The organism is Vibrio hepatarius, from assembly GCF_001274785.1.
GTDB lineage: Bacteria > Pseudomonadota > Gammaproteobacteria > Enterobacterales > Vibrionaceae > Vibrio > Vibrio hepatarius.
Genome location: NZ_LHPI01000004.1, coordinates 176,728 through 195,325 on the forward strand (window position 1 = coordinate 176,728; position 18,598 = coordinate 195,325).

The following is an 18,598-nucleotide window of genomic DNA, read 5'->3' on the forward strand; positions in this document are numbered from 1 at the left end:
TTTTTATATCGTTTCAGAGCCGTTTTAATGCGTAGCGATTACGTGATGTTTCTAAAATCGTTAGCAATAATCCAATCCAAATCAATCCAAAGCTGATAGCTTTAACTTCATCAAACATTTCATTAAATAGAAAAATCGCCAACAGAAACTGAATGGACGGTTCAATATACTGCATCAAGCCAACGGTCGACATGCTGGTTAATCGAATCGCAATAGAATAGAACACCAACGGAATTAACGTTGCTGGCGCCGCGCCCATATACAATAACAGCGTATTTAGATCTGCTTGAACGATAACACTACCAACCGTGAGCTCTTTAAATAGCAAGTAACCAATCGCAAAGGGAGCAAGCAGCAACGCTTCCATAAATAAGCAGGTACTCCAGCTGTAGGCGATCTTTTTCTTACACAAACCATAGAGTGAAAAGAATATCGCCATGATCAAAGCAATAAACGGCATTTCACCGTATTGAATGATTTGGTAACTCAAACCGATGGTCGCGAGAGTTAAGGCGATCTTCTTTCCGGGGGATAAGACTTCGCCAAACACCATCACCCCTAGTGCACACATCATCAAAGGGGTAATAAAGAAGCCCAAGCTCGCATCAATGACGCGGTTGTGAGTGAGTGCCCAGATGAACGCTGTCCAAGAAAGTGACATCACCACCGTGCCAATAAACGTCAGTTTTAACGAGCGTTTATCTGCCCAAGCCTCTTTTATGTTAGGCAACTTGCTAGTCACTGCCAAACAGATCAATAGGCAACAGGGTATCGACGCTAGTAGTCGAACTGGCAAGAGTTCGTCCATCGCGGCATTAGGTAGAAACTGGTAATAGAGAGGCAGGATTCCCCAAAGAAAAAAGGAGAGTGCAGCCATCCAATTGCCTAGACGTTGCTCAGACATAAGTGCATCACATTGAATGGAAATTGAACGAAATTTACGTGCTATGATTAGCAAAGTAAAGTGTTTTACATCGCATAAATGTTTTTCTAGCTTAGTCTTTATATCAATTATTTTAGAGCGAAGTTATTTAGCTGGAAAATATCGACATATTTATCTATATTCAGCCGTTAAACCGTTATTAAAGAGTAATAATCTAAGCCCGCTTTGTAGCTTGAAACCATAAAGGTTTGTTTTTTTAGATTGTTCAAGGCTTATGATTAAAAGGAGTAACTCATGAGCGCAGTAGAACAACGACGCCAATTCTACCGCCTAAAATATCCTAGACGAGCGATGCCAAGCGTTCGTTTTTCTCAAGAAAGGTTCCGTGTTAGCGAATTGTCTGAGGGTGGAATGCGCATCGTTATGAACGGGTTCACCAATTTGCAGGTCGGAACTGAGATGAAAGGATTGTTGTCACTACATAACGGCTGTGAAATTGCCGTTGAAGGAACCGTGTTGAGGTTCGCTGGTGAAGAAGTAGTGATTCAATTTGATAAAGGTCCATCGTTTAAACATATGGTGGATGAGCAACGTAATATTCGTAATAACTATCCGATTTACTTTGAACGCGTCCGCAGCGGAATATATGACTCGAATTAAATAGCTAGCACGATAGTAAAATAAACAAAACCCACCATTCGGTGGGTTTTTTCATCTATGGTGGTAGGTATTAAACCTTAAATTGAGCGACCAATCTGTCTAAGTTTTCACACTGTTCAGACAGCGCCTGACACGCACTTTCAGAATGATTGACCATTTCGACCATTTGGTTGCTGTTGTCGAGAATACGCGTCACGTTGTTGTTTACTTCTTCACTCACGCTATTTTGCTCGCTTGCCGCAGTAGCGATATGCGTATTCATTTCATTCATTTTGGCGATAGATGCCATGATCTCTTTAAGTGAGTCTGAGGCGCTTCCTGCAGTAACGATTGTCTGCTGTCCGCTTTCTTTACTCGCTTCCATAACAGTAACGGCTTGACGGGCTCCTTCCTGAAGCTTCTCAATCATCGTCTGAATCTCGCCAGTGCTTTCCTGAGTACGTCCTGCTAATGAGCGTACTTCATCTGCAACAACCGCGAATCCTCGGCCTTGTTCGCCTGCACGAGCCGCTTCAATTGCCGCGTTAAGTGCCAGAAGGTTGGTTTGGTCGGCAATACCGCGAATCACATCAAGAATAGAAGCGATGTTGCCAACATCTGTGTCTAGATTATGAATGACGACGCTGGCGTTATCGATCTCTTGAGCGAGCGTCTCAATTGAGTTCACAGTGCTGTTGAGCACTCGATCTGTGTTGGATGCTTCGTCGTTTGCATTAGTACTTGCGAGAGCCGCTTCCTCTGCGCTAGAAGCAACGCTTTCGCTGGTCGCTTGCATTTCATTGACGGCTGTTGCGACCATTTCACTTTCTTGTTGCTGGTGGCCAGAGAAATCAGCGACAGATTGCGTGAGCGACTTAATGTTCTCCATCTCAGCGCGTACTGCGTTAGAGGAGACGATCACTTGGCTAACTGTGGAATGGATGCGCTCTACAAACTGGTTAAATGCTTTCGATAGCTGACCCAGTTCATCTGTGCTTTGTACTTCAATACGCTGTGACAAATCGCCATCACCCGTCGCGATATCGTTCATAGCGCTATTAATTCGGTTAATTGGGTTAAGGATCAGTTTATTCGAAACCCAGAATGAGAAACCTACCAATACCACGGCGAATAGTGCACTTAGCTCAAGCACCAACTTGCTCGATTCAATAGAAGCGGCGGATTCTTCGCGTAGAGTAAGTTGCAGTTGCTCTACTTGCTCACGAATAGTGGTGAGTTGCTCGCGGATGATGCGGAACTCGTTATCTAACTTCGCGCGGTTTTGCTCATAGTACGAAATAGCCTGAGATGGATTTTCAAACATTGGCTCGTAAAGTTTTACCCATGCAGTGGTCGCAGCTGAGATTTTATCAATTTCACGTTGCTGTTCCGGAGAAAGGTGTCCCGCTTCCACTAGCACGCTGGCTTTGCTTAATCGAGGTACCGCTTTGTAGGCATTGTCCTTAAACTCTTCAATGTTGTACTCAATATCAGCCTGGGTCTTAGCCAACATTAACCCCTGTGCTGCAGTAACGACTTGATAGAGGTCTCGATAACCGTCCTCTAAGCTGTCCATAACGGGTTGCACTTCATTGTTAAGCTGATCGTTCAAAGATTCTTGGCGGTCAGCTTGAATTACGTTAAGGGTGGTTGTGCCGGCAATCACCGCGGCGAGTAACACTATAGGTAGAGCGAGCTTATGTTTTATTTTAAGGCTATTTAGCATAGTACATCCTAAACAATTGATATTAATCAAAAATTATTACAGGTTTATTATAAGGAAATGCGCTTAGTTACTTATTGCAGCTTGCTATATAGCGTATTTATTATCAAGTGTGTCGTATGGTAAAAATCTAAATTATATGAGTCACTATTGTCTCAATTGTCGATTATTTAGACGAACATCCAATTTGGTGAGAGGCGTAGAGATGAATTTTGCTTAGAAAACAATCAATAAAGCAGAGGTTTTGGAGATTGGAGAGAATTGATGAGGTTTCGAAAGGCCAGAAAGGTGAAACCCCAGAGGTGGTAAGTCTCTGGGGTTTCGAATTTTTTAGAAGTCTCGGATGGTAAGGCCGATATTCTTAATATGCAAAAGGCTAGGATTTAATCCGAATAATTCCTTGGTAGGGAATTAGATACGGATGAAGTCCATGTGCTCAACTTTTGGCTTGAAAGCGTGACGTTGAACGTCTTGTGGCTTAACTTTCACTTCAGCGCCGTCGATTACTAGAACGATACCTTCGTAGAACTCAGGCTTGTCCATTTGGTTAACAACGTCGTCGTGGTTAAGAACGATTGATACTGGAGCTTCAGAACCACCGTAAACGATAGCAGGGAATTTACCAGCGTGACGTAGGCGGCGGCTCGCACCTTTACCTAGTTCAGTACGTACTACTGCTTCAAATTTCATAGTATTACTCTCAAATATGAATAAATTAATTTCACATTCAGCAATGCGACCTTGCCAGAATGTATATTGCGTTTCACGAGTAATTGGTAGTAACTCATAAAACGAGCGCGGATACTAACACTGTCTTGGCTTTCGGGCAATAGATAATAGTGTTAAGTGGCTATGTTTTGATTAAATCTATTCAATTAGTTAGCGAATTCAACACAGCCGATTATAGCAGAGGTTATATTTCATTCGTTTGAATGGAACCTTGCTACAGAGCCAAAGTGAATCAAGCCAATTAAGCTTGAGGTTTTTGGAACGACAAGCTGGCTTTTAAGCCGCCTAACGTACTTCTGGATAAAGAGAGCTCCCCACGATAGCTGTGTGCCACTTCGCTAACAATATTTAACCCGAGTCCACTGCCCGGAGTGGTTTCGTCCAACCTAACGCCTCGGCGCGTCACTTGTTGGAGTTTGTCTTCGGGAATGCCTGGTCCATCATCTTCAATGGCAATTGCGATGCGTCCGCTATCTAGCTGCTCGGCATGAACGCGAATGATACTGCTCGACCACTTGTAAGCGTTTTCCAGTAAGTTGCCGACCATCTCGTCAAAGTCGGTGTTCTCCACCGCAATTTCAATCTCAGAGTCCAACTCGTTAATCAGTGTGATCTCGCGAGAGGCATACACTTTGTCAAACGCCATTGAGATTGCGTCTATCCGTTCGCTCGGCTTGGTTTTAACCGCAAGGATGTGTTTTGAGCCCGCCATTCTGGTACGCCCAAGGTGATAATCTATTTGGTTTTGGATTTGGCTTATCGGCTCTTGGAAGCGTTGTTTGATCTCTTCATCGTCTAGAGCAGAAATTTCGTTACGAATCACAGACAGCGGCGTTTTCAGCGCGTGGGATAGATTGCCTGAGTGGTTTCGTGCCCGTTCAAGTAACTCTTGATAATGGAAGAGCAGGGCATTGAGGTCATCGACCACAGGCGCGACTTCTCTTGGGTAATCGTTATCGAGCCTTTCTTTGTCACCTGTGCGCATTTGCGATAACTCCTTACGCATCTTCGACAATGGGCTAAGCGACCACAGAATCTGGATCATAATGATAAACAGAATGCCGAAGTAGAGCAGCGCTAAGATCACCCACAACTGGTTCATCAGTTTGGACACAGTGGTTTTTATCGGTTGCTCATCAATACCCACTAATATTTTGATAGGACCATCGTAATCAGGAAAGTAAAGCGAGGTTTCGAGCAGAATGAGGTGTTCTGATTTCGCGCCGAGAGGTTTCTTCTCGAGCGAGGTATATGTAATGCGCTGGTCCCACAAAGAACGTGAGCGTAGTAAGTCATTCGCGGTTTCTACCGACCAGTATAGGCCGCTATAAGGTTGATAAAAGCGTGGGTCGGCGAGTTGCGCACTAAGGTGTAGTTGGCCTTTTTCATTGACATCAATCGCCGCCGATAACTCGTCCAGATATAAAGAGAGCTGCTCTTTAGTATCATCGACCATGTAACTGTAAACTTGCTGAGGAACGGTAATGCCTGCGGCGATGATCATCGCGGTCAGCCACACCACAGCTGCCAATACTAAACGGCTGCGTAAACTTAAACGTTGTAGTAAATGGCGTTTGCTATTCGGCATTCAGTTGATATCCCAAGCCTCTAACCGTTTTAATCACTTTAGGCGCGATCTTCTTGCGAATACGGCCAATAAACACCTCGATGGTATTAGAATCGCGGTCGAAGTCCTGTTTATAGATATGTTCGACCAATTCGGTGCGCGAAATGACCTTTTCCGGGTTATGCATAAAGTAGGCGACGACTTTGTATTCCAGCGCGGTCAGGCTGATAGGATTACCTTGCCACATCACTTTAGAGCTGCGCGTGTCTAGGCTTAGGTTGCCAATTTGAATCACCGGTGAAGCATTGCCAGACGCGCGGCGCAGCTGAGCACGGATGCGTGCGATCAGTTCAACCATCTCGAACGGCTTAGTTTGGTAATCGTCGGCGCCCGCGTTGAGACCTTCGACACGCTGCGTTAAACCATCACGAGCACTTAATATAATGACTGGCGTGTTAATATTTTCGTCACGGATACTTTTTAATACCGTTAAGCCGTCGAGCTTTGGCAGGCCCAAATCGAGAACAATCGCATCCCACTCTTCTGATGTTGCGCGGTAGAGCGCGTCAATACCATCCTGAGAAAGCTCCGGTACCCAGCCAGTCTGTTCTAATGCTTCAATGATCTGTTCGCCCAAGCGTGGCTCGTCTTCAACAACCAGTATCTTCATATTCTTTATCTTCTATTTCTTGAGGGCTTTGGTGAAGTTTCGACCTTTAATTTCAAGCATTTCGAAGGTCTGCGCGTTATATTCCACCTTGATGATGTTGTTATTGTGGTTGAGTTTGAGTTCGTAAACCCAAATACCGTCGTCTTCTTCAAGCTCTACTTCAATAATACGCCCGTGCAAATCTCGTTCAACCGCAGCATACATTTCTGAGAATGGACGAATGTAGCCTTTCTTTACCGCTTGATAGACTTCGTCTTGATCTTCATCGAACTCAATTTCTGTGCCTGGCTTATAAACGTCTTGTACCAACGCGTGCCCGTCTTTCTGAGCAAACGCTGGCTGCAGAGGCATCAAAGCCGTTGCAGTTGAAAGGCATAAAATAAACGCTGGTTTGAGCATGACTTTCCCCAAGTTGAACCAATTAATCTCTATATTACTAACGTTATCTGAACACTAAGTGAATAACCTTGTTATCCGCTGGTCAGCTCGTCTTGGAATATTTTATCGCGCATTTTCCAAAATCGACCAACCTTACGCGCAATGACAAATTGTGGCAGTCGAAAACGATGCTGGCTGTTGACCACTTTAGTCGGCGAAGCTTCGTCAAAGGGGCGATGTTTATCGGCAAGGTGTGGGCGAACAAAGTGGTCTTTGAAGCGCTGCTTTTGATTTTTTGTCGTCAGTGGCCAAAATTCGTGTACCTGTGCTTGGTTGTCACCAATGTAGGTTACCTTGAGGCTACTTTTGCCTTTCTCGTCTTTATGTACGCTAAGATCCATATCTTTGCATTCGAACACCAATGCATCTTTCAAGTTGAGTGCTTCTTTGAGTTTTTTGTCTGGGTCGACCAATGTGGCATCGCACTCGTGGCAAATGCGCGCGGCAATGTCGTTGTCCGCTCCGCATTCACCGCAATATTTGGCTCGGAAGCGGTAGTTACAGTGTTCACGCTCGCCAGTTTCGCCATCTTCGAAAAAGCCTTGGCATTTGCGGCCGAAGTGCTCAATTAAAAAGCCGTTGCTGTCGAGTTTGCCCCAAAAGTTATTATTAAATCCGCAAGCCGGGCAGGGGATGGTGATAATTTCTGAGTCTGAATCTGGCTTAGGGTTGCCGACTTCGGGTTGATATAAATCGTAGCTGTTGCCTGCATAGTCGAGGACTAGACACTCCTCTTTCCCCGGAGAAAGACGCAGACCACGACCTACGATCTGTTGGTAAAGGCTGATGGATTCTGTCGGGCGTAGGATCGCAATCAAATCAACGTGTGGGGCGTCAAAGCCCGTCGTTAATACCGAAACGTTAACCAAATACTTAATCTTGCGGTCTTTAAAGTCTTGAATGATGCGGTCACGTTCAATTGTGGGTGTATCACCAATTACCAAAGCGGTTTGGCCTTCTGGCAGCAATGAGAAAATCTCTTGTGCGTGACGGACGGTGGCCGCGAAGATCATAATGCCTTGTTTGTCTTTGGCGAGGTGAACGATTTGTTCGACAATTTGTGGGGTGGCGCGTTTGGCTTTGTCGATTACCATGTCGAGTTCGGCTTCTTTGTAACGGCCAGTAGACGCAGGTGTCAGCTGAGAGAAGTCGTAGCTCAACACGGGGGCGTCCATCATTCGCGCTGGGGTAAGGAATTTCTCATCCAATAGATAGCGAATAGGAAGCTCGAAAATGCAGTCACGGAAAAAGCGCGGCTCTTCTGTTCGTACCAGTCCACGCGTGTGATATTGGTAAATCCACCCCATACCGAGACGATAAGGCGTGGCAGTCAAACCGAGTACTTTGATGCCGACATTGAGCTCTTTTAAGTGACTGATGACCTTCTGATAGCTGGTGTTTTTGTTATCAGGTACGCGGTGGCACTCGTCAATGACCAACAAAGAAAACTGATTTTTAAAATCGTCCAGATTACGTACCACAGACTGAACCGAAGCAAACACCACTTGTTGGTCGGTTTCTTTGCGTCCTAATCCTGCCGAGTAAATGGCACCTTTTAAACCATAGCCTTCGTATTTGGCATGATTTTGTTCAACCAACTCTTTGACGTGCGCAAGCACCAGCACGCGACCTTTCGCGAGGCGTGCTAACTCAGCAATCACCAAGCTCTTTCCAGCGCCAGTTGGCAATACCAGAACCGCGGGAGAGGAGTGCTTACGAAAGTAGTGAATAACGGCTTTTACTGAGTCGGCCTGATAGGGACGGAGTGTATACATAAAATGTGTGAAATAGCTCAACTATTTGATTCAGTCGCACTATAATACCTCACCTGACAAAGATGAGGTATTCATGCGTTTAGATAAATATTTGTGTGATGCACTAGGTGCGACACGTAAAGAAGCGACAAAAATCATTAAGAGTGGCGATGTAACGGTCAATGACATCGTGCAAAAAAGCGGTTCATGCAAGGTAACGGACGAATGTGTCGTTGAGTGGCAAGGTCGAGAAATCGCCAAACCGGGCCCTCGTTACATTATGCTTTTTAAACCTGATGGTTACGTTTGCTCGCATGAAGACGGTTTCAACCATACTGCGTTTGTTCTACTGGACGAAGTGAAAATGGAAGACCTTCATTTCGCAGGTCGTCTAGACGTTGATACGACAGGTTTGGTTTTAATCACCGATGACGGTCAATGGTCTCATCGCATTACGTCGCCAAAACATAAATGTGAGAAAACGTACCGTGTGTGGCTCGCCGACCCAATCGGAGCGGACTACAAACAGAAGTTTGCTGAAGGTATCGAGTTGCGCAATGAGAAAGAAGCGACGTTACCCGCTAAACTGGAAATTGTAGACGAAAGCGAAAATGAAGTGCTACTGACCATAGTGGAAGGTAAGTACCATCAAGTGAAGCGCATGTTTGCTGCTTTGGGTAATAAGGTAGAGCACCTACACCGTGAGCGTATTGGCGCGATTGAGTTAGACGAAGCATTAGAGCCGGGCGAATATCGCTATCTAACTCAAGACGAAATTGATTCTGTTTGGAACTAATCATAGCCACAGGAAATAGTTTAGTTCCTAATGGGAACTAGTCTTTTTTCGTTAATTGAAAGAATATAAACACAAGGCTCGCAGATGCGGGTCTTTTGTTTCTGTTAGTCGGTAGCAAGGAGGCAACTAGTCTAACGCCATCAAGAAGGAGATTTATGTCTAGTTCTGCAATCGAGCAAACCAAAGCTCCCCAAATCACTTTTCTTTTGTTCCTTGTTCTGGGAGCCATTGGAGCTCTGACGCCTCTCGCCATCGACATGTATTTGCCGGCGATGCCAGATATCGCGCGCGATTTAGGGGTGGCAGACGGTGCAGTGCAAATTACCTTAACGGCGTACACCGCAGGCTTTGCTATTGGTCAGCTAATTCATGGTCCGTTGGCGGACAGTTATGGTCGTAGACCAATCTTGATCCTTGGCGTGCTGTTTTTCGGTATCGCGTCTTTAGTGAGCGCGACAACAACCAGCATTGAAGCACTAACGTATGTGCGTACAGCGCAAGGTTTTGCGGGTGCGGCAGCGGCTGTCATCATTCAAGCGGTTGTGCGTGATATGTTTGACCGCGAAGACTTCGCTCGTACTATGTCGTTCGTCACCTTGGTGATTACTATTGCGCCGCTTGTGGCGCCAATGATCGGCGGTCACTTAGCGATTTGGTTTGGCTGGCGTTCTATCTTCTGGGTGTTAGCGATCTTCGCAGCTGTGGTTATTTCACTGGTATTGTGGAAAATCCCAGAAACTCTGACGGCTGAAAAGAAACAGCCACTGCGTTTTAGAACCACGATTCGAAACTATGCTCGTTTGTGTGCCAACCCTGTTGCGATGGGGCTGATCTTCTCTGGTGCATTTTCGTTTTCGGGCATGTTTGCTTTCTTAACGGCTGGCTCATTTGTCTACATCGATATTTACGGTGTCCGACCAGACCATTTTGGCTATCTGTTTGGTCTCAACATTGTCGCGATGATCATTATGACCAGTGTCAATGGTCGATTGGTAAAGAAAGTCGGTTCTCATGCAATGCTACGATTTGGCCTAGCGGTACAGTTATTCGCCGGTCTAGGGCTTTTCGTCACTTGGATGCTTGACCTCGGGCTATGGGGAACGGTACCTTTCGTGGTCTTATTTATCGGCACGTTATCGACGATCGGTAGTAACTCTATGGGGTTGCTTCTAAGTGGTTATCCAACCATGGCGGGTACTGCATCCTCATTGGCGGGTACGCTACGTTTCGGTACTGGGTCGATTATCGGTGCTGTCGTCGCTATGCTGCCAAGCGGTGCGACTTGGCCGATGATTACCGTTATGTCGGCATGTTCAGTTCTGTCTGCCGCGTTTTACTGGATATTTGGAAGAAAGGCTTAATGTCTGAATATACAATCGAGATTCAAAAATTAGTTAATGCTGCGCTTGAAGAGCTTGCGGCGGAACACAAGTCTGGTAAAGCGGTAAACGCACCAGTTGCGAATAACCACTACTTGGTGCGTTGGGTAACCAAAGCGCTGAAATCACAGCGTTTCCCACGTTGTGTGGTAGACGATTTAACGCGTTGGCAAAAAGCAGGGCGTTCGAAAGGCAACGATGCAGGATTGATGTTCACGTTTCAACGCATCAGTAAGTTCTACGGCGAATTTTTCGCGCAAGACAAGCCTGAGCGAGTCATCAAAGACAGCGACATTGAAGCGTTTCTCGATATGATGGAAAACGAAGGTTGGGAGGTTTCAACCTCTGAGCAGTTAGTTGGTTGCGGCAAAGTGCAGCTTTACACTGAAGGACAGAACTCGTTGGGGCTGTGCGCAGACCAATGTGACAGCTGTTTTGATGGTGAGTTGTTGGTTAAACCGATGAGTTGGTTTGTACGTGGACACCACGCACAGTTTGTCGAGAAAGCGGCTCAAGCAGGCTTTATGGTACATAAAGTGACGGACTATAAGTCTAACGTTAAGTACCACGGTGAATACCTGATTTATCCCGGTAACCGCGGTCAGCATTTGGCTGAAATTCCGCTCAGCTTTCAGATCTAGTTTCTGAGCATGATAGTAAAAAGAGCTTCCTAGTATGGAAGCTCTTTTTGTTTATAAGGTTTTGGCTCTCAAGCGTTCACTGTGACTTGGTTTTTCTATCGATTGCTTTGACCATGCCTTTAAAGATAAACAGGTGAGCGGGCATCATCGCAAACCAATACAACAAGCCGCGTAACCCCTGTGGATGCCACCATGCTGTCACGTTGAGTCGACGCCTGTCGCCCAAATCTTCAATAGTAAACTCTAGTCTTCCGAGCCCCGGTCCTTTCATACCGAATAATAGCGATAGAAAGCGTGGCTCTTCACAGCGGATGACTTTCCACGAATCGATAAAGTCTCCAACTTTGAGCTCTGGTCCTGGAGGGGAGCGTCTAACGGGTTTGCCGCCGCCGAAGAAGATATCCAGCCATTCTCGTGTACGCCAAAGTGCATTTGCAAAGAAGTACCCCTCTTTACGGCTGCCAATTTGTTTTACAACTTGCCACAACTGTTCGCTGCTGGATTGCGTTTCGATGGTTGCGCCAGTCTGCTTAGGATAGTAACCGTATCCCGCTTGCCAACGTTTTAATGCCGCCGGATCAAAGCCCCAGACTTCACTGCGAACAAAAGTGCCTTCCGCTGCGATACTGTCTTTGACCATCTCACGGAACGAGATAAGGGTTTGCGGATATTTGGTGCGGATATCTTGTGAGTGGGCAATAAAGTCATGCTCCAAGCCTGAAAGCAACGCTGCGCCAATGCTAGATGGTACTGAGGTGACCAAGGCTAACCATTTTGACGCCAGCTTTGGTGTCAGCAACGAGGTCGAGACGAGAGTAATCGGCTTTTTGATCACTTCACTGATGACTTTAAATTGCTCGCGATAACTGAGCGTATCAGGGCCGCCCACTTCGTAGAGAGTGTGCTCTTTGGGCGTTTCTTCAGCGAGTGAGAGCAGATAGTGATTCAGATTCTCAAGTGCGATTGGATTCGCTTTGGAATCAACCCACTTAGGCGCGATAAGAATCGGCATGTTGTAGACGAAATCACGCATGATCTCGAACGCAGCCGAGCCAGCACCAATAATAACGCCAGCGCGTAGTTCAGTGATGGGCACGTTGGCTTTACGGATGATCTCACCTGTCATTTTCCGCGCTCTAAGGTGCTCAGAGTTACCAGTTTGTGGTTGCAGAGCGCTCAAAAAGATCACGTGTTTGACGGAACTGATTGCCAAAGCGTCGCAGAAGTTTTCCGCAAGCGAGAGCTCGTAGTCGAGGAAATCATGGCCATGAGCCATACCATGCACCAGAAAATACACCAACTCAAACTGCGGGACTAATTCTAATGTCGCTTGCTTATCCGCAAGGTCAAGATAGGTCATTGTGAGGTTAGGGTGGGGAGTGATCCTTGCGGACAGATAATCAATTTGTCGCGCGGCGGCCGTGACCTGATAGCCTTGTTCGCACAACTGGAATAGCAGTTGCGAACCAACGTAGCCTGAAGCCCCCAAAACCAGCACTTTTTTCATCCATGACCTCGGTTATTTTGATGGTTTATATATGCGTCTGATCATATAATGACCAGCCAAATTTTTCCTAATTTTCAGCCTGTTGTCGCTAGAGGTAAGTCTTTCTTTATGATTTCTCAGATCTTATATCACACCCGAGGAGACTTTTTCCGTCGTCTAGTGGCTATTGCGCTGCCGATTACGTTGCAAAGCATTATGTTTTCTAGCCGCAGTTTGGTCGATGTTCTCATGCTCGGTCAACTTGGTGAAGCAGAAATCGCGGCAGTCGGTGTCGCGGCGCGTGCGACATTTGTTACGACCATCATGCTAGTGGGTGTCACTACGGGTGGCGCGCTACTTACCGCTCAATATTGGGGCGCAGGCAATAAACAAGGTGTACGCGAAAGTACAGCGTTGACTTGGTTTGTCGCGAGTTTATTTGCTGGGTTAACCGCAATGCTGTTTATTTTGTTCCCGACGCAAGTGATGTCGTTGGCGACGAAATCAGATGATGTCATTCTGCTAGGCGCCGATTACCTAGTGATTACATCGGTGAGTATGTTCGCGGTGGCGTGCGTTGCCAGTATGTCGGTCGGCCTGCGCGCGATGCATAAACCAGGCATCAGTACCTTCTTTAGTGGTATTGGTATTCTGTCCAACGTATTTCTTAACTGGATCTTTATTTTCGGTAAGTTCGGCGTACCACCAATGGGTATTAAAGGTGCGGCAATTGCGACTGTGTTAAGTGGTGCAATTGAGGTAGGCACCTTATACGGCTACTTGTATTTCAAAAAGCATCTGCTGGCGTTCAGTTTCGCTGATATTAAAGCGGTACTCGATCTACAACGAGTGGTACGTTTTCTCAAACTTTCGCTACCTACCACGTTCAACTTTCTTGCTTGGGCGGGAGGATTGTTTGCCTACCACGCGATCATGGGGCAATCCGGCGTTCAAGGTCTAGCGGCGTTATCGGTAATGACGCCAGTCGAATCGATCTCGTTAGCATTATTGATTGGCATGTCTAACGCTGCGGCAGTGTTGGTGGGCAACCAAATTGGCGCGAAGAACTACGAACAGGTTTACTACCAAGCGATAGGCGTAACGGTGCTTAGTCTACTCGTCGGTATTGCTGTCGCGATTTTGTTGTACTTTACCCAAGGCTTGGTTCTAGACGCGTTTAGCGCACTGACCGATGAGACTCGCGTTCTCGCAGAGAAGTTCATGTTGGTACTGTGCGTGGCGATTATCTTACGCTCTGTTCCAATGATGACGATCGTTGGTGTGCTCCGTGCTGGCGGCGACGTGAAATTCTGTTTGTACCAAGACCTCGTCGCTCAGTGGATGATCGGTATCCCACTTGCCGCATTCGCGGCGATTGGATTAGGTTGGCAGCCAGAATGGATATATATGCTGTTTTTGACCGAAGAAGCGATTAAGTGGGTAGGCTCACTTTATCGGATGAATACGCGCAAATGGATTCGAAATTTGATCGAAAATTAGAACTCGGACGTCAAATTGATGCAGTTTGGTGCATATCTTGTGATCTAGTATCCAAAATACTTCCTACTGCCATCGATTTAGTGTAGATTCACAGTCCAAATTTTTATTGTTTGCGAGAGTATTAATGCTTCAACTGACAGACCTCTGTAAAGGCTATGTAGATGGTGATGAATTTCATCCAGTTTTACAAGGTGCTGAGTTGTCGTTAAATCAAGGCGAACAAGTCGCTCTGATGGGGGAAAGTGGCTCAGGCAAGAGTACATTGCTCAACCTTATCGCAGGGTTGGATAAAGTAGACTCTGGTGAGATTAACTTCCCTCATTTTCCTATGCACGATGTCTCGCAAAGCAAACGTACTGCTTATCGCCGCAATAACATCGGCCTTATCTTCCAGCAATTCAACTTGTTACCTACGCTGAATGTCGCGGACAATATCCGTTTTTGTCGTCAGCTCAAAGGACTGCCTGAAGATCATGGCTTATGGCGACAAATTCTCTCTGCGCTTGACCTTATGCCGCTGTTAGGTCGCTATCCTGAAGAAGTCTCTGGTGGGCAACAGCAACGCGCTGCGATTGCTCGTGCGCTGTATATGGAGCCGAAGATTCTCCTCGCTGACGAACCGACAGGTAGTCTAGATGAGCGCAATGCGGAAGCGGTAATGAGATTGCTAACCACGTTATCCAAGCAACTAGATTGTACCTTGTTGTTGGTAACCCACAGCCAACGTGTCGCTGACCATATGGAAGGTAAAATCCGTCTGCAAGGAGGGCAGTTGCATGTTATGGCCCGTAGTTAGAGCGCTACTTGGCCACTACAGACGCTACCCATTTCAAATCATTCTTGTCTGGCTTGGTCTGACGCTAGGTGTTTCACTACTTGTTGGTGTTAGTTCAATCAACAGCCATGCTCGTCAAAGCTATGAGCACGGCGAAAAACTGTTTTCCAATCCTCTTCCTTATCGTATTCGACCGAAACACGCGACCAGTAAAATTCCCCAAGGTTTCTACGTTCAGTTACGCCGTGACGGATTCAATCAATGTGCGCCGTTTGAACACTTGCGTATCCACACTGCTGATGACAGTGACCTCACGCTAGTGGGTATCGACCCAGCTTCAATGCTCAAGTTACAGCCGGGCGCATTGCTTAGCGACGCTGCGTCGTTAGCTCTAATGAGACCACCATTCCCGGTACTGGTCAGCAAAGACCTTGCCAAACACAAAAAGTGGCGTAACGGCGATTCAATTGAGTTAGAAGACGGTAGCAAGCTCGGGCCTATCGTCGTTGATACGCAAGGGATGCTGAACGGCACTCGTATTCTTGCTGATATCGCGCTGTTAAGAATGCTGGAGAGAAGCTCCGGCATTTCGGTTATCGCTTGTAGCGAGATGCCGCCAGAAAAGCTGCAAAGATTAAAATCTTACCTTCCAAATGGGATGGAGCTTAGCCGCAGTTCGCGCAAAGAGCTTGAATCACTCACCCAAGCGTTCCACATCAACTTGAGCGCGATGGGCATGTTAGCGTTTTTGGTCGGCTTGTTTATCTTCTACCAAGCGATGTCACTATCGTTGGTGCAAAGACAGCTGTTGGTCGGGATTTTAAGGCAGACAGGTGTATCAGGCTGGCAATTGACCCAAGCGCTGATGCTTGAGTTATTCTTCTTGGTGATTGTTAGTTGGCTTTGCGGAAACGCGTTTGGTTTGTTCCTTGCGAATCAGCTAATACCATCGGTCTCGGCAAGTTTGAGCGATTTATATGATGCGAACGTTGGGTTGGCGATTGGTTGGCGCTGGGATGCCAGCTTGTACAGCTTAATGCTGACGCTAATCGGCGCCGCGGTGGCGTGTGCTTGGCCTTTGGTGCGTTTGTTACGCTCTCAACCGATTCGACTAACCACACGTCTTTCACTGGTTCGTTTTGCGGGTACTGAATTTACGATTCAAGCTTTGATTGCGTGTGCTTTGTGTGTCGCAGCGATTGCGATTTACCAAGCGCCAAAAACTCAAGAGTCGGGCTTTGCGATTATTGCTCTGATGCTGTTAAGCGTTGCGCTTTTCACGCCGTACATTATTTGGCGTGTATTCGGCATGTTCTCTTACTCATTGCGTTGGGTGAAAGTGCGTTGGTTCTTTGCGGATGCGGCGGCGAGTATGAGTTACCGCGGCGTTGCAACAATGGGCTTCATGCTTGCTATGGCGGCCAATATTGGCGTTGAAACCATGGTTGGTAGCTTCCGTGACACCACTGACAAATGGTTGACTCAGCGCTTAGCGGCAGACTTGTACGTTTATCCAAATACCAGCTCAGCAGGTCGAGTCAGCTCTTGGCTAACGAAACAGCCAGAAGTTGAGTCAGTTTGGTGGCGCTGGGAAAAAGAAGTCATGACTTCAAGTGGCGCACTACAGGTTGTTAGTACGGGCGGCTCTGAAGGAGAGCTTGATGCGCTGACGGTTAAACTGGGTATTCCTAACTACTGGTATCATTTGCATCAGTCCAAAGGTGTGATGGTTAGTGAGTCGATGGCGCTTAAGTTAGGTATTCGTCCGGGGGATGCGATCGATTTACCCGAAGAGTTAGGGCCAGGTTGGAGAGTAGTCGGTGTCTATTACGATTATGGCAATCCGTATAACCAAGTTCTGTTGTCACACCGTAACTGGCTTTACGCTTATGCCGGCAGTGGAAGCGTCGCACTTGGCGCAGTGTTAAGTGACGGTGTGAGTGTGGCGAGCCTCAGACATCGTATGGAATCGGTGTTCCGAATCGACTCAGACCGGATCTTTGATAATAGCCATATCCACCAGCAAGCTCTGCGAGTGTTTGACCGCACGTTCTCGATTGCCGATACACTGGGTAACATCACGCTGGTGATCGCGATATTTGGTATCTTCTTCGCTACCGTAGCGGGGGAAGTCGCGCGGCAGAAGCACATTTCGCTGTTGCGCTGTGTCGGTATGTCTGGTCGAGAGCTGATTTTGATGGGCAGTTTACAGCTATTCGTTTTTGGCGCAATTTCAATTTTGATTGCGATGCCGCTTGGATTGGCGTTGGCGAGACTGGTTGTTGATATCGTCATCAAACAGTCTTTTGGTTGGACGCTAGAGCTGCAACTAATTCCTTTTGAGTACATTAAAACCGCGTCACTTACTATGTTGTCATTGATGATTGCCGGTGCTGTTCCGGTATTGAGAATGGTGAGAAACACGCCGATGAAGTCATTGAGGGATTCGCTGTGATTACCAAGAGTAAATATGCCAGAGTCGGTATCTCGGTACTTGCGTTGTGTATTGTTGTTGCACTACTCGTCGCGGTGTATTTCGATAAATTGCAAAGCGCGCCTGCCGAAGTAGAAATTAACGAGATTAGCGACATACTCACCGCTCAAGCCAATCAAGTCTTTGATCCTGTACTGCCTGATTCGCCAGTGAGATTACCGAGTGATTTCGCGTTCCATAATGAGTTTCAACACGAGTGGTGGCACTTTTTTGCCAATGTTACTGACGAAAACGGCGAAGAATACGGTGTGCAGTGGAGTTACTTCCGCATTGCCTCAAACGACAGCAACATGTCTGGCTGGTTGAGCCCACAGATTTTCGTTTCCCACGTGGTGATATCCAGCAAAGATAAAGTGTGGAGAGAACAGCGTATCGCTCGCGGTGGTATTGGCCAAGCGGGGATGACTAATCAGCCGTTCAGAGTTTGGATCGACAACTGGTACTGGCGTTCATTAGGTCGTACACCGTTTCCGGGTCAACTTGTTGCGGCGACAGACACTTTTGCACTGGAGTTAAAGACTGCGACTCGTGGTCCTTATGTCATCCCAGGAGAACGCGGTTATCAGCAAAAACACGATTTACTGCCAGTGGCGTCTTACAACATCACCGCGCCATTTTTGCGCGTGAAAGGCACGTTGCATCTAGGTGACGACAAGCATGTATCGGTGACGGGTGATGCTTGGATGAGCAAAGAATGGGGCAGCGGCTTAATGGCGGAAGGTCAAAAAGGTTGGGATTGGTTTGTGCTGCGTCTTGACGATGACAAAACACTTTCGGTAAGTCGATACCGTCATAATCAACAATTACCTTATATGTTTGCTACACTGTCTACGAATGATGGCAAAGTCTACGAGATTAAATCCGATGAGATCGTCATGGAGCCGATTCAGCCAGAGGCAATGCAAAATGGCAAACAGGTTCCTACGCGTTGGTTTATTCATATTCCGAAGTATAATATCAACCTAAGTACGCGAGTAACGAATGCAGACCTTTGGCTTCCGTTTGTCATCCCTTATTGGGAAGGGCCGATCAAAGCAACCGGTAGCCACAGTGCGAAAGGATTTATGCAGTTAACAGGTTATTAACTTAATACTCGTTCACTGAACATCCACAAAAGCAGTTTC

General features: G+C 46.8%; 16 protein-coding genes. 8 read left to right on the forward strand and 8 right to left on the reverse strand.

Features of this window, described 5'->3' with window-relative positions; translation table 11 throughout:
• Window positions 1-13 precede the first annotated feature (13 nt).
• Complete coding sequence (gene rarD, locus AKJ31_RS07510) at window positions 14-904, reverse strand: EamA family transporter RarD (protein ID WP_053408486.1); 891 nt, start codon at window positions 902-904, stop codon at window positions 14-16.
• A 273-nt stretch (window positions 905-1,177) separates the two neighbouring features.
• Here rarD and AKJ31_RS07515 point away from each other — a divergent pair, with 273 nt between their 5' ends.
• The gene (locus AKJ31_RS07515; RefSeq protein ID WP_053408487.1) at window positions 1,178-1,543 is read left to right on the forward strand and encodes a PilZ domain-containing protein; all 366 of its coding nucleotides are present in this window, start codon (window positions 1,178-1,180) and stop codon (window positions 1,541-1,543) included.
• A gap of 70 nt (window positions 1,544-1,613) precedes the next feature.
• On the opposite strand, the gene AKJ31_RS07520 is transcribed toward AKJ31_RS07515, so the two are convergent.
• The 6 genes from AKJ31_RS07520 to radD all read right to left on the reverse strand — a co-directional run bounded on the left by AKJ31_RS07520 (window position 1,614) and on the right by radD (window position 8,424).
• Window positions 1,614-3,248 carry a methyl-accepting chemotaxis protein gene (locus AKJ31_RS07520; RefSeq protein ID WP_053408488.1) on the reverse strand — a complete coding sequence of 545 codons (1,635 nt, stop codon included), beginning with the start codon at window positions 3,246-3,248 and terminating at the stop codon, window positions 1,614-1,616.
• A 408-nt stretch (window positions 3,249-3,656) separates the two neighbouring features.
• Window positions 3,657-3,935: a 50S ribosomal protein L25 gene (rplY, locus tag AKJ31_RS07525; protein ID WP_053408489.1), complete on the reverse strand. Its 279-nt coding sequence runs from the start codon at window positions 3,933-3,935 to the stop codon at window positions 3,657-3,659.
• Between the two features lie 280 nt (window positions 3,936-4,215).
• On the reverse strand, window positions 4,216-5,562 hold the full coding sequence (locus AKJ31_RS07530) for an ATP-binding protein (protein ID WP_053408490.1): 1,347 nt from the start codon (window positions 5,560-5,562) through the stop codon (window positions 4,216-4,218).
• Window positions 5,552-6,211: a response regulator transcription factor gene (locus AKJ31_RS07535; protein ID WP_053408491.1), complete on the reverse strand. Its 660-nt coding sequence runs from the start codon at window positions 6,209-6,211 to the stop codon at window positions 5,552-5,554. The genes AKJ31_RS07530 and AKJ31_RS07535 overlap by 11 nt, the downstream gene beginning before the upstream one ends.
• A 12-nt stretch (window positions 6,212-6,223) precedes the next feature.
• Complete coding sequence (locus AKJ31_RS07540) at window positions 6,224-6,562, reverse strand: PepSY domain-containing protein (protein ID WP_053408576.1); 339 nt, start codon at window positions 6,560-6,562, stop codon at window positions 6,224-6,226.
• Between the two features lie 119 nt (window positions 6,563-6,681).
• Window positions 6,682-8,424, reverse strand: a complete 1,743-nt coding sequence (radD, locus tag AKJ31_RS07545) for a DNA repair helicase RadD (RefSeq protein WP_053408492.1) — start codon at window positions 8,422-8,424, stop codon at window positions 6,682-6,684.
• Between the two features lie 73 nt (window positions 8,425-8,497).
• On the opposite strand from radD, the gene rsuA reads away from it, so the two are divergent.
• The 3 genes from rsuA to AKJ31_RS07560 all read left to right on the forward strand — a co-directional run bounded on the left by rsuA (window position 8,498) and on the right by AKJ31_RS07560 (window position 11,219).
• Window positions 8,498-9,199 (forward strand): 16S rRNA pseudouridine(516) synthase RsuA, encoded by a 702-nt coding sequence (rsuA, locus tag AKJ31_RS07550; protein WP_053408493.1) that lies wholly within the window; start codon window positions 8,498-8,500, stop codon window positions 9,197-9,199.
• Between the two features lie 155 nt (window positions 9,200-9,354).
• Window positions 9,355-10,560 (forward strand): Bcr/CflA family multidrug efflux MFS transporter, encoded by a 1,206-nt coding sequence (locus AKJ31_RS07555; protein ID WP_053408494.1) that lies wholly within the window; start codon window positions 9,355-9,357, stop codon window positions 10,558-10,560.
• Window positions 10,560-11,219, forward strand: coding sequence for a DUF2913 family protein (locus AKJ31_RS07560; protein ID WP_053408495.1), 660 nt, complete (start codon window positions 10,560-10,562; stop codon window positions 11,217-11,219). Before AKJ31_RS07555 ends, AKJ31_RS07560 begins: the two co-directional genes overlap by 1 nt.
• Window positions 11,220-11,295: 76 nt before the next feature.
• Here AKJ31_RS07560 and AKJ31_RS07565 read toward each other — a convergent pair whose 3' ends face one another.
• On the reverse strand, window positions 11,296-12,726 hold the full coding sequence (locus AKJ31_RS07565) for a DUF2867 domain-containing protein (protein ID WP_053408496.1): 1,431 nt from the start codon (window positions 12,724-12,726) through the stop codon (window positions 11,296-11,298).
• A 108-nt stretch (window positions 12,727-12,834) separates the two neighbouring features.
• Between AKJ31_RS07565 and AKJ31_RS07570 the strand changes: the two genes are divergently transcribed.
• The 4 genes from AKJ31_RS07570 (at window position 12,835) to AKJ31_RS07585 (ending at window position 18,559) form a co-directional block, all read left to right on the forward strand.
• Window positions 12,835-14,205, forward strand: a complete 1,371-nt coding sequence (locus tag AKJ31_RS07570; RefSeq protein WP_053408577.1) for an MATE family efflux transporter — start codon at window positions 12,835-12,837, stop codon at window positions 14,203-14,205.
• Window positions 14,206-14,329: 124 nt separating this feature from the next.
• A complete protein-coding gene (locus tag AKJ31_RS07575; protein WP_053408497.1) occupies window positions 14,330-15,001 on the forward strand; it encodes an ABC transporter ATP-binding protein in 672 nt (223 codons plus the stop codon).
• Window positions 14,982-17,435 carry an ABC transporter permease gene (locus AKJ31_RS07580; RefSeq protein WP_053408498.1) on the forward strand — a complete coding sequence of 818 codons (2,454 nt, stop codon included), beginning with the start codon at window positions 14,982-14,984 and terminating at the stop codon, window positions 17,433-17,435. The genes AKJ31_RS07575 and AKJ31_RS07580 overlap by 20 nt, the downstream gene beginning before the upstream one ends.
• On the forward strand, window positions 17,432-18,559 hold the full coding sequence (locus AKJ31_RS07585) for a lipocalin-like domain-containing protein (protein WP_053408499.1): 1,128 nt from the start codon (window positions 17,432-17,434) through the stop codon (window positions 18,557-18,559). The genes AKJ31_RS07580 and AKJ31_RS07585 overlap by 4 nt, the downstream gene beginning before the upstream one ends.
• The last annotated feature ends 39 nt before the right edge of the window (window positions 18,560-18,598 follow it).

What these genes read in the sequence shown, in the direction of transcription:
- AKJ31_RS07555 (WP_053408494.1), top strand. Translation starts at nt 9,355, where the DNA reads ATGTCTAGTTCTGCAATCGAGCAAACCAAAGCTCCCCAAATCACTTTT.
- rarD (WP_053408486.1), bottom strand. Translation starts at nt 904, where the DNA reads ATGTCTGAGCAACGTCTAGGCAATTGGATGGCTGCACTCTCCTTTTTT.
- AKJ31_RS07515 (WP_053408487.1), top strand. Translation starts at nt 1,178, where the DNA reads ATGAGCGCAGTAGAACAACGACGCCAATTCTACCGCCTAAAATATCCT.
- AKJ31_RS07570 (WP_053408577.1), top strand. Translation starts at nt 12,835, where the DNA reads ATGATTTCTCAGATCTTATATCACACCCGAGGAGACTTTTTCCGTCGT.
- AKJ31_RS07560 (WP_053408495.1), top strand. Translation starts at nt 10,560, where the DNA reads ATGTCTGAATATACAATCGAGATTCAAAAATTAGTTAATGCTGCGCTT.
- rplY (WP_053408489.1), bottom strand. Translation starts at nt 3,935, where the DNA reads ATGAAATTTGAAGCAGTAGTACGTACTGAACTAGGTAAAGGTGCGAGC.
- AKJ31_RS07580 (WP_053408498.1), top strand. Translation starts at nt 14,982, where the DNA reads ATGTTATGGCCCGTAGTTAGAGCGCTACTTGGCCACTACAGACGCTAC.
- AKJ31_RS07565 (WP_053408496.1), bottom strand. Translation starts at nt 12,726, where the DNA reads ATGAAAAAAGTGCTGGTTTTGGGGGCTTCAGGCTACGTTGGTTCGCAA.
- rsuA (WP_053408493.1), top strand. Translation starts at nt 8,498, where the DNA reads ATGCGTTTAGATAAATATTTGTGTGATGCACTAGGTGCGACACGTAAA.
- AKJ31_RS07575 (WP_053408497.1), top strand. Translation starts at nt 14,330, where the DNA reads ATGCTTCAACTGACAGACCTCTGTAAAGGCTATGTAGATGGTGATGAA.
- AKJ31_RS07530 (WP_053408490.1), bottom strand. Translation starts at nt 5,562, where the DNA reads ATGCCGAATAGCAAACGCCATTTACTACAACGTTTAAGTTTACGCAGC.
- AKJ31_RS07520 (WP_053408488.1), bottom strand. Translation starts at nt 3,248, where the DNA reads ATGCTAAATAGCCTTAAAATAAAACATAAGCTCGCTCTACCTATAGTG.
- radD (WP_053408492.1), bottom strand. Translation starts at nt 8,424, where the DNA reads ATGTATACACTCCGTCCCTATCAGGCCGACTCAGTAAAAGCCGTTATT.
- AKJ31_RS07540 (WP_053408576.1), bottom strand. Translation starts at nt 6,562, where the DNA reads ATGCCTCTGCAGCCAGCGTTTGCTCAGAAAGACGGGCACGCGTTGGTA.
- AKJ31_RS07535 (WP_053408491.1), bottom strand. Translation starts at nt 6,211, where the DNA reads ATGAAGATACTGGTTGTTGAAGACGAGCCACGCTTGGGCGAACAGATC.